The sequence below is a fragment of the Rhodococcus sp. NPDC057014 genome (assembly GCF_042673295.1).
Lineage (GTDB): Bacteria > Actinomycetota > Actinomycetes > Mycobacteriales > Mycobacteriaceae > Rhodococcus_F.
Map to the genome: position 1 here is coordinate 1 of NZ_JBHUSF010000324.1, position 10,192 is coordinate 10,192.

Genomic DNA, 10,192 nt, shown 5'->3' on the forward strand with positions numbered 1-10,192 from the left:
CTGCCCCTCTTTTGTGCCCCCGATGCCACATCGGCTTTTTCCGGCACGACCCGCCGCGAATCGGGGCACACTTGCAGAAGACCTCGGCGGAGGAGGACACCGTGTTCCACCGCGGAGACGACGTCGTCACCGAAGAACACTCGCTCGACGAGTCGCTGCTCGTCGAGCCCGACTCCCGGCGCCGGCCGTGGCGGGAATTCCTCGTCTCGACCCCGGGACGGCTGTCCGTGCTGGGCATCGTGCTCGTCACCGCGGCGCTGGCGACCGGGGCGGTCACGTCGGCGGCGATCGGCGCCCGGCAACAACGCATCGAGACGCTGCGCACGCACACCGAACCCCTCACCTACGCGGCCGAACGGCTCTACAGTTCGCTGTCCATCGCCGACGCCGCGGCGGCCACGTCGTTCATCTCGGGCGGCGTCGAGCCGATCGCCGTCCGCAACCGGTACAACCAGGCGATCGGGGACGCGTCGAATGCGCTGGTCACCGCGTCGAACGGGGTCGACTCGACCGACGCCGCCGCCCTCGGCCAGTTGTCCGAGGTGTCCCGGAACCTCGCCGCGTACACCACGCTGATCGCGACGGCCCGCGCCAACAATCGCTCGGGCAACCCGGTCGGCGTCGCGTACCTCAGCGACGCCTCCTCGATGATGCAGGACACGATCCTGCCGGCCGCCCAGCGTCTGTACTCGGAGCAGTCGAGGGCCGTCGCCGACACCCAGGTCCTCACCGGACGGCTCCCCAGAGTCGCGTTCGCCGCCACCGTCGCCCTGCTCGTCGCGCTCGTCCTCGCGCAGGTGTACCTGGCGCGCAAGAGCAAACGCCGCATCAACCCCGGCCTGGTCGTCGCGTCTCTGCTCGCCGCCACCCTCCTGATCTGGCTGGCCGGCGCCGCCCTGGTCTCCACCGCGGCCACGAACCGCGCGAGAACCGAAGGGGCGCAACCACTCGCGACGATCACCCAGGCGCGGATCCTCGCTCAGCAGGCCCGGGCCGACGAGACCCTCGCGCTGCTGCAGCGTGGCTCCGACGAACAGTCCGAGATCGACTACGCCCGCCGCTCCGCCGCGCTGGCCGACGTCCTCGCGGGGCTGCAGGGCGGTTCTCACGAACCGGGAGCCACGCAGCCGATAGACGAGGCGGTGACGGCGCTCGGCGACTGGCGGCACGCGCACGAGATGCTGGAGCAGAGGCTGGAGGTGGGGGACTACCCGGGGGCGACGGCCGTCGCGATAGGCCCGGCGGACTCCGCGTCTCCCGCGACGTTCGCGGCCCTCGACGAGGCGCTGCAGCACGGTATCGACAGCTTCCGCGGCGAGGAACTCGACGGAATGACCGAGTCCTTTCGCTCGTTGTCGCTGCTCGCGGTCGGTAGCATGGTGATCGGCGTACTCTGCGGGTTCGCCGTCGGTGGGGGGATCTGGCCCAGACTGAACGAGTACCACTGATGACGCGGGTGAGGCGACCGAGACAGCGGACGTGCCCGCGCGTCCTCATCCTTTCGGCTGCCGCGGCCACGGTTCTCGCGGCCGGATGCGCCGCCCCGCAACCCCTCACTCCCATCGCCAGCGGCGACTACTCCGAACAGCCGTTGACGAACGGGCTTCAGATCCATCCGCCGACCGGCGACGTGCCCGCGGAGCCACCCGCACCCGACTCCTGCGGCGCGCTGGCGAGTCTGCGCCCGGTCACCGCGCCGAACCTGCGGGCGCCGGGGAGTGCGCTGGCCGAGATCACCGCACGCGGCAGGCTCGTCGTCGGGATCGACCAGAACACCAACCTGTTCAGTTTCCGGGACCCGACCACCGGCATGCTGATGGGATTCGACGTCGACGTCGCGGGTGAGATGGCGCGGGACCTGTTCGGCGACCCCTCCCGCGTCGACTTTCGCCTGCTCACGTCGGGCGACCGTTTCGACGCCCTCGAGAAGAAGGCCGTGGATATCGTGGTCAAGAGCACGACGATCACGTGTGAACGGTCCGAGCGCGTCGCCTTCTCCACCGTGTACTTCCAGGCGTACCAGCGACTGCTGGTGCCGAAGGTCTCCGGTATCTCCGGCCCGGAGGATCTGGCGGGCAAGCGCGTCTGCACCGTCGCCGACACCACCTCACTGGACACCGTTCGCCGGGTGCAGCCCACGGCGACGATCGTGACGGTGCCCGACTGGGACGACTGCCTCGTGACGCTCCAGCAGCGCCGGGCCGACGCCGCGAGCACCGACGACTCCATCCTGGCCGGGCTCGCCGAGCAGGATCCGAATCTGGAGATCGTCGGCCCGCCGCTGCAGTCGGAGCCGTACGGTATCGGGGTCAACAAGGGCAACGAGGATCTGGTGCGCTTCGTGAACGGGACGCTGGATCGGATGCGCGCAGACGGAACGTGGATGAGGCTCTACGACAGCTGGTTGACGGTGCTGGGACCCGTCACCGGACCGCCGACCGCCACCTACCGGGACTGAGGTGTCATCGACCGTGAGCGACGAGACCAGGCGAACGCCGATGGACGAACCGGAATCCACGCGGGGTGTGCGGTTCGACCCGTTCGCGGACGACGACGAGGACGACGTCCCCTCGTCCCGCACCGAGCCGGACGCCGCCCACACCTCCGACCTGTCGATGCTCCTGACCAATCCCGTTCTCGCCGAGCACAAACGGTACTGCGACCGTTGCAAGCGGCCCGTCGGACGGTCCACCGCGGCCCGGCCGGGTGACACGGAGGGGGTGTGCACGCACTGCGGGACCGTATTCTCGTTCGCCCCGCAACTCGAGGCGGGCGAGCTGGTGGCGGGTCAGTACGAGGTCCTCGGGTGCCTCGCCCACGGCGGCGTCGGCTGGATCTACCTCGCGCTCGACCACAACGTCAGCGACCGCTGGGTCGTCCTCAAGGGCCTGCTGCACTCGGGCGACCCGGAGGCCCAGGAAGTGGCGCTCGCCGAGCGCCGGTTCCTCGCCGAGGTGACGCATCCGAGCATCGTCAAGATCTACAACTTCGTCGAACACCCTGGGATGGACGGCAATCCCGTCGGCTACATCGTCATGGAGTACGTCCGGGGCCGGACCCTGCGGGACGTGCTCACCGAACTGAAGGAGGAGGCGGCGCCCGACGACCCGAAGCCGAGGCTGCCGGTGGAGCATGCCATCCGCTACCTCCTCGAGGTCACGCCCGCGCTCGGATACCTGCACTCGATGGGGTTGGTGTACAACGATCTCAAGCCCGAGAACATCATGATCGGCGACGACTACAACCAGCTCAAGCTCATCGACATGGGCGCGGTCGCCAGGATCGGCGATCACGGATACATCTACGGCACACAGGGTTACCAAGCCCCCGAGATCGCTTCCACCGGGCCCACCGTCGCGTCGGACATCTACACCGTCGGGCGCACGCTCGCCGTGCTGACCCTCGACATGCCCACCGCCGGGGGCTGTTACGTAGACGGCCTGCCGTCTCCGGAGGCGGCGCCGCTGCTGGCGGAATACGAGTTCTACCAGCGGCTGCTGCTGCGGGCCATCCACCCCGACCCGGCCAAGCGTTTCGCCTCGGCCGACGAGATGTCGACGCAGCTCGAGGGTGTTCTGCGCGAGGTGCGGGCGCAGCGGACCGGAAACCCGCAGCCGGGACTGTCCCACCGTTTCAGCCCGCAGCGCACGACGTTCGGGACCGACCTCACGATCAGCCGGACCGACGTCTACGTGGACGGGCATCGCCGGGACGAACGGATCAGCGCGATGAGCATCGTTCGGGCACTGCCGATTCCGTTGGTGGACCCCGACGATCCGGCTGCCCCGCTGCTGTCCGTCGTGCACAGCAGGCCGCGGGAACTCCTCGATTCGCTGCACCGGGCGAAGGAGGTGGCGGCGAAGGAGGGTGTGGAGTCCACGAGCATCGAGATCCCGCTCGCCGAGGTGCGGGCGCACCTCGACCTCGGGCAGCCGCGTGATGCCGCCACCATCCTCGAATCCCTCGACCACGAACTCGAGGACACGTGGCGCGTCGACTGGCACACCGGGCTGTGCGCTCTGGTGGGCGGCGATTTCGAGGAGGCGTTCACCCGCTTCGATTCGGTCCTGACGGCGCTGCCGGGCGAGGAGGCCCCGAAACTCGCGCTCGCGGCGACGTCCGAGATGTGGTGCGAATACCGCGCCGGCCAGAACCTCGGGCGGTGGCGCGGGACCGCCGAGAAGTACTACCGCACGGTGTGGCGCACCGATCACGGCGCGGTCAGTGCGGCGTTCGGCCTGGCACGGCAACTCGAGCACCGCGACGACCGGGTGAACGCGGTGGAGGCGCTCGACGAGGTGCCGCCGACGTCCCGGCACTACGCCGAGGCGCGGTTGACGAGTGTGCTGATGCTCGTCCACGATCGGCCCCTCGCGGAGGTGAGCGAACGGGATCTGCAGGAGGCGGCCCGCCGGGTCGAACTGCTCGCCCACGACGAGCGTCGCGCGCTCCAGACCCGCGTCCTCGTTCTCGGCGTGGCCGTGGACTGGCTACACGCCGGCGGCGTGCCAGAGGCGACGAGGATCCTCGGGGTGCCGTTCACCGAGCGCGGTCTGCGCACCGGGGCGGAGGCGGCGCTCCGGGCCCTCGCCCGCAAGGCCCCCGAGCGCAGGCACCGGTACACGCTGGTGGATCTCGCGAATCTGATCCGCCCGACCACGTGGCTGTAGCGCCCGGATCAGAGCCCTCCGAATCCGACGGGTCCGCGGCCCCACCGGGCGTTCCACGCCATCACCTGCATCCGGTCGCTCAAAGCGTCACGGCTGCGCACGGTTTCGGCGAGCTGGCCCATGAGTTCGATGATGCGTCGCCGGGCATCCTCCAGTTCCGCGGCCAGGCGCTGCTCCTCCCTCGACCTCGCGGTGCGGTTCCAGCTGGCGACCATCGTGTTCATGTCTGCTCCGATCGTGACGTCGCGGCGTGTGCCACTCAGCTCATCCGACCCACAACTCTGCGGCATCTGGTACGGGTCCAGAAGATCCAGAAGAACGGCGACGCAGGGGTCCAATCTGGACCTATGACGCAGCACACAAGTGGCTCTGACGTCGGAGGCGGTTCGACCGTAGGGTTCGGGTACTCGAGCCGATCGGAGAGGTACCTATGCGCACTCACACCGACGCACTCACGATCGCGGGCCGGGACTTCTCGTCGCGACTGGTCATGGGCACCGGGGGTGCGGCGAACCTGGCGGTTCTCGAAGAGGCGCTGATCGCCTCCGGCACCGAACTGACGACGGTGGCGATGCGCCGGGTGGATGCCGTCGGGAGAACCGGTCTGCTCGAACTGCTCGATCGGCTGGGCATTGCGTTGTTGCCGAACACCGCCGGGTGCCGCGGCGCCGCGGAGGCGGTGCTGACGGCGCAGCTGGCCCGGGAGGCACTGGGCACCAACTGGATCAAGCTCGAGGTGATCGCCGACGAGCGCACGCTGCTCCCCGACGGGATCGAACTCGTGTCGGCAGCAGAACAACTCGTGGACGACGGCTTCGTCGTGCTGCCGTACACCAACGACGATCCGGTGCTCGCGCAGCGCCTGGTCGATGCCGGGTGCGCCGCCGTGATGCCACTCGGGTCGCCGATCGGGACCGGGCTCGGCATCTCCAATCCCCGCAACATCGAGATGATCGTCGCGCGCACGGACATTCCGGTCATCCTCGACGCCGGGATCGGCACCGCGAGCGATGCGGCGCTGGCGATGGAACTCGGCTGCGACGCCGTCCTGCTCGCCTCGGCGGTGACGAGGGCGGCGAACCCGCCGCTGATGGCGGCAGCGATGGCCGGGGCGGTCACCGCCGGACGCCGCGCCCGGACCGCCGGGCGGATACCGAAACGGTTCTGGGCGCAGGCCTCGTCCCCGGTCGCGGTGTAAGTTCCCGGTCGCGGTGTAATCGGGCGCCCGCGGAGGCCGACTCGGCTAGCGTGAACGCCCATGCGGGTACACCACCTCAATTGCGGCTCGTTCTCCTCGGCGCTCGTGGGGCGGTTGGTGTGCCACGTGCTGGCATGCGAGACCGACGCGGGCATCGTGCTGGTCGACTCCGGTTTCGGGCTGGCGGATGTCGCCGACCCCACCGGTCGCGTCGGCAAGTACGCCAAGCTGACCGGCGCCCGGTTCCGCGAGTCGGAGACTGCGGTCCGCCAACTCGACAAGCTGGGGCTGGATTCCTCGGACGTGACCCACATCGTCGCGACGCACCTCGATTTCGACCACATCGGCGGGGTCGCCGACTTCCCGAATGCCACCCTGCACACCACCGCCGCGGAAGAGGCTGCGTCGGAGCAGCGTTCGTCGTTCCGGGAGAAGGTGCGGTACCGTCCGGCCCAGCTCACCCCGCGGCCCACGACGCACACCTACTCGGGGCCGGGCGAATCCGTGCTCGGCTTCTCCGGCGCACATCCGATCGACGGGGTCCGCGACCGCATCGTGCTCGTCCCGATGCCCGGGCACACCCGGGGACACGCTGCGGTGGCCGTCGACACCGGCGACCGCGGCTGGCTGCTGCATGCGGGCGACGCGTTCTACCACCGCAGCACCGTCGCCGCCCCCGGGCAGGTGCCACCGGGAACCGCCGGTCGCGCCCTGCGGGTGATGGAAGAGCTGATCGCGGTGGACCGTTCGAAGATCCGCGGCAACCACCGCCGGCTCCGGGAACTGAACAATCAAAAGGCCCCGCGGGTCCGGGTCTTCTCCGCCCACGACCCGACGCTGTTCGAGGAACTCGCCGCCGAGCGGGGCTGACTCATCCGGTCTTCACTGCCGTCAGGTAGGTCGCGCGATCGGCCAGGTCCGCGAGTTCCTCCGGGAGTTCGGGGGCGGGCCGACCGTACGATTCGGCCAGCGCGAACGGAGAATAACTCCGCACCGACCAGCCGTGCTCGGTCAACCAGTGCTCCGGGTCGGCGCGCTCGTCGCCGTAGAACAACTGGGTGATGTCGAGGTCGCCGAACGGGTCCTTGTCGAAGTACTTCTTCCTGATCTCGTCGAACCGCTTCGCGTCGGTGCCCGGTGCGAAGTTGTCCACGGCGAGGTGGCTACCCGGACTCGACAGTTCGTCGATCCGCTCGAACAGCGCGTCGTGTGCCGCGCCCGGCAGGTACGCGAGCAGTCCCTCGGCCGACCACGCGGTGGGCTTGGCTGGGTCGAGGCCTGCGGCGTGGAGGGCGGCGGGCCAATCGTCCCGGAGATCGACCGGCACCGCGCGGCGATCGGCCTTCGGCCGGGCATCGTGCTCGGACAGCACTTCCCCCTTGAACTCCAGCACCTTCGGCTGATCGACCTCGAACACCGTCGTGCCCGCCGGCCAATCGAGGCGATACGCCCGCGCATCCAGCCCGGCTGCGAGGATCACCGCCTGCGGCACGCCGTCCGCCGCGGCCGTCAGGAAGAATTCGTCGAAGAACCGGGTCCGGAACCCCATGAAACCGGAGAACGGTGTGTCTCCCAGCGAGGACGGGTCGGCCAGCAGCCCGGTGAAATGCGGTTCGCCCGCGGCCTCCACGAACCACGGCGCGTAGTCGTCGCGGATCAGCGCATCGGGACGGCCGGTTTCCAGCGCCCGGAACGTCGCCACCCCCAGTGCCGTGAGCCCCACACTGCTGACGATGTCCCAGGAATCCCCGTCGGTGCGCATGAATACCTCCCGATCGTGCCGAAAGGTCGGCCGTGGCGACCGACCAGGCTCCCCGGCGAGTCTACGCCGCTGCGCAGATTGTCTCTATCATGCTGCTGTACAACCTGTTTCGGCGTTCACCTCTTCAGAAGCGCACGCACGGCCTCGACGATGTCCCTGGGCGCTTCCTCGGCCATGAAGTGACCCGCGGCGAGGGCGTCGTGCACCAAGTCGGGTGCCCAGGCCCGCCAGAGGCCCGCGGCGTCGTAGCCGAGCACGCTGCCCCAGTCCTGCTGGACGACGGTGACGGGCATCCGCAGGTGGTTCCCGGCGGCCCGGTCCGCCCGGTCGTGTTCGACGTCGATGCCCGCCGACGCCCGGTAGTCGGCGACGATCGACGGCACGGCGTCGCGGGACGCCCGCAGGTACTCCGCACGCACGTCGGCGGGCATCGCGTCGGGATCCGCGGTCCAGGCGTCGAGGAAGTGGCCGAAGAACGCGTCGGCGCTCGCACCGATCATCTGCTCCGGCAGGCCGGGCGGCTGCGCCATCAGGTACAGGTGGAACGCGACCGCGGCGTCCGCGCCGTGCAGGATGTCCCACATGTCCAACGTGGGCAGCACGTCGAGCGATGCGAGATGGCTGATCGCATCGGGGTGGTCGAGTCCGGCGCGGATGGCGACCAGCGCGCCGCGGTCGTGCCCGGCCAGCGCGAACCGGTCGTGGCCAAGTTCCTTCGCGAGCGCGACGACGTCGGCGGCCATCGTCCGCTTCGAGTAGACGGTGCCGTCCGTCTCGGCGGGTTTGCCGCTGGCGCCGTAGCCGCGCAGGTCCGGGCAGATGACGGTGTGCTCGGCGGCCAGGTCGGTGGCGACGTGCCGCCACATCAGGTGCGTCTGGGGGAAACCGTGCAGCAGGACGATCGGGCTGCCGGAACCGCCGACCGCGACGTGCAGGTCCACGTCGTCGGCGACGGTCACGCGCTGGTAGTCGAATCCGGGGATGACAGGGGTCATGGGTGGTGGCCTTCCGTGCTCGGGGTGGTTCTCGTCCAGTCTCGGGGCGGTCGATGAGCATTCGATGAGCGCTATACCGTGGCGGAGTGACTCCTACGTTCGGTGTGCTCGGGCCGGTGGTCGCGTGGGACGAGACGGGCGGCCCCGTCGAGCTGAAGGGACCACGTCACCGGGCGGTGCTCGCCCGCCTGATCGTCGCCCGCGGACGGGTCGTCCCGGTCGGCGTCATCGTCGACGACCTCTGGGTCGACCCGCCCGCCGGAGCGAAGGGCGCGGTCCGCACGTTCGTCTCCGCACTGCGACGCGCCCTCGAGCCACAGCGCGCGGCCCGCACCGCCGCGAGGCTGCTCGTCACCGACGGTCCCGGGTACGCGCTCCGGGCCGGCCCGGAGTCCGTGGACGCGTGGCGGTTCGAGCACGCGGTCGCCGAGGCCGCGACCGCCGCACCGGGGCGGGCCCTCGAACTGTTGGAGGAAGCGCTGGGGTGGTGGCGCGGCCCGTCGTACGCGGAGTTCGCCGGAGAGTCGTGGGCCCACGCCGACAGGACGCGGCTCGAGGAGTTGCGACTGTCCGCGGTGGAGCGGCGGGCGGAGGCCCGGCTGGCCGCCGGGCTCGCCGCCGAGGCCGTACCGGACCTCGATGCCTTTGTGGCCGAACACCCTTGGCGGGAAAGGGCGTGGCGGCTGCTGGCCCTCGCCCTCTACCGCTCCGGCCGCCAGGGTGAGGCACTGGCCGTGTTGCGCCGGGCGCGGGAGCTGCTCGCCGAGGAGCTGGGAATCGACCCGAGCCCGCAGCTGACGTCCCTCGAGACCGACATCCTGCGCCGCGACGACCGCCTCGAACTCGACCCCGACCGGATGTGGGAGCGCGCGGCCGCCGCCTACGACCGCACGGTGGCGTCCGGTGCCCGGGCGCGACTTGAATCGACGGTCGGGCTGCTGCGCAGCCTCGCCGTGGCCGGCGGCAGCGGTCTCGCGGCGGCCCGGGAGCAACGGCTCGCGACGATCGTCGCCGCCGAACGACTGGGCGACCCCGAACTCACCGCCCGCGTGATCGGGGCCTACGACGTCCCCGCCATCTGGACGCGCTCCGACGACCCGGGGCAGGCGGCGCTGATCGTCGCCGCAGCCGAACGCACGCTCGCACGGCTGTCGCCCGGTGACCACGACACCGCCCGTGCTCGGTTGCTGGCCACGATCGCCCTGGAGTCCCGCGGGACACCGGGCGACCGCGTGTTGCGGGCCGCCCGGGAGTCCGAGGCGATCGCCCGCGCACTCGACGACCCGGCGCTGCTCGCGTCCGCGCTCAACGGCATCTTCATGCACACGTTCCACCGCTCGGGCCTGGCCCCCGAGCGGGATGCGATCGGCCGGGAACTGATCACGCTGTCGGTGCGACACGGGTTCGTGAACTTCGAGGTACTCGGGCATCTCGTTCGTCTTCAGGCGCTCGGGGCGCTCGGCGACTTCGCCGGCGCCGACGAGCACGCCGCCGCTGCGGACGACCTGGCCGGGCGGCACGAGCGACCGCTCGTCGCCGTGTTCACGACGTGGTACCGGGCGATGCG

The 10,192-nt window shown here is 70.3% G+C and carries 9 protein-coding genes; 6 read left to right on the forward strand and 3 right to left on the reverse strand.

Annotation, left to right across the window (positions count from 1 at the left end):
• Nucleotides 1-101 precede the first annotated feature (101 nt).
• The 3 genes from ACFTZB_RS37710 to ACFTZB_RS37720 are packed head-to-tail and all read left to right on the forward strand — an operon-like array spanning nucleotide 102 to nucleotide 4,670.
• A complete protein-coding gene (locus tag ACFTZB_RS37710; protein ID WP_378439830.1) occupies nucleotides 102-1,448 on the forward strand; it encodes a hypothetical protein in 1,347 nt (448 codons plus the stop codon).
• Nucleotides 1,448-2,458 (forward strand): glutamate ABC transporter substrate-binding protein, encoded by a 1,011-nt coding sequence (locus ACFTZB_RS37715; protein ID WP_378439816.1) that lies wholly within the window; start codon nucleotides 1,448-1,450, stop codon nucleotides 2,456-2,458. The genes ACFTZB_RS37710 and ACFTZB_RS37715 overlap by 1 nt, the downstream gene beginning before the upstream one ends.
• A 40-nt stretch (nucleotides 2,459-2,498) precedes the next feature.
• Nucleotides 2,499-4,670: a tetratricopeptide repeat protein gene (locus ACFTZB_RS37720; RefSeq protein WP_378439832.1), complete on the forward strand. Its 2,172-nt coding sequence runs from the start codon at nucleotides 2,499-2,501 to the stop codon at nucleotides 4,668-4,670.
• An 8-nt stretch (nucleotides 4,671-4,678) separates the two neighbouring features.
• On the opposite strand, the gene ACFTZB_RS37725 is transcribed toward ACFTZB_RS37720, so the two are convergent.
• The gene (locus ACFTZB_RS37725) at nucleotides 4,679-4,894 is read right to left on the reverse strand and encodes a hypothetical protein (protein ID WP_378439818.1); all 216 of its coding nucleotides are present in this window, start codon (nucleotides 4,892-4,894) and stop codon (nucleotides 4,679-4,681) included.
• 206 nt (nucleotides 4,895-5,100) lie between these two features.
• On the opposite strand from ACFTZB_RS37725, the gene ACFTZB_RS37730 reads away from it, so the two are divergent.
• Both ACFTZB_RS37730 and ACFTZB_RS37735 read left to right on the forward strand, forming a co-directional pair.
• Entirely contained in the window at nucleotides 5,101-5,868 is a 768-nt protein-coding gene (locus ACFTZB_RS37730; protein WP_378439820.1) for a thiazole synthase, read from the forward strand.
• Between the two features lie 60 nt (nucleotides 5,869-5,928).
• Nucleotides 5,929-6,738 (forward strand): MBL fold metallo-hydrolase, encoded by an 810-nt coding sequence (locus tag ACFTZB_RS37735; protein WP_378439822.1) that lies wholly within the window; start codon nucleotides 5,929-5,931, stop codon nucleotides 6,736-6,738.
• 1 nt (nucleotide 6,739) lies between these two features.
• Here ACFTZB_RS37735 and ACFTZB_RS37740 read toward each other — a convergent pair whose 3' ends face one another.
• Together ACFTZB_RS37740 and ACFTZB_RS37745 are read right to left on the reverse strand one after the other, a co-directional pair.
• A complete protein-coding gene (locus ACFTZB_RS37740; protein ID WP_378439824.1) occupies nucleotides 6,740-7,630 on the reverse strand; it encodes a class I SAM-dependent methyltransferase in 891 nt (296 codons plus the stop codon).
• A 116-nt stretch (nucleotides 7,631-7,746) separates the two neighbouring features.
• Nucleotides 7,747-8,625: an alpha/beta fold hydrolase gene (locus tag ACFTZB_RS37745; RefSeq protein ID WP_378439826.1), complete on the reverse strand. Its 879-nt coding sequence runs from the start codon at nucleotides 8,623-8,625 to the stop codon at nucleotides 7,747-7,749.
• A gap of 86 nt (nucleotides 8,626-8,711) precedes the next feature.
• Here ACFTZB_RS37745 and ACFTZB_RS37750 point away from each other — a divergent pair.
• A partial coding sequence (locus tag ACFTZB_RS37750) for a BTAD domain-containing putative transcriptional regulator (protein ID WP_378439828.1) occupies nucleotides 8,712-10,192 on the forward strand: 1,481 nt, incomplete at its 3' end.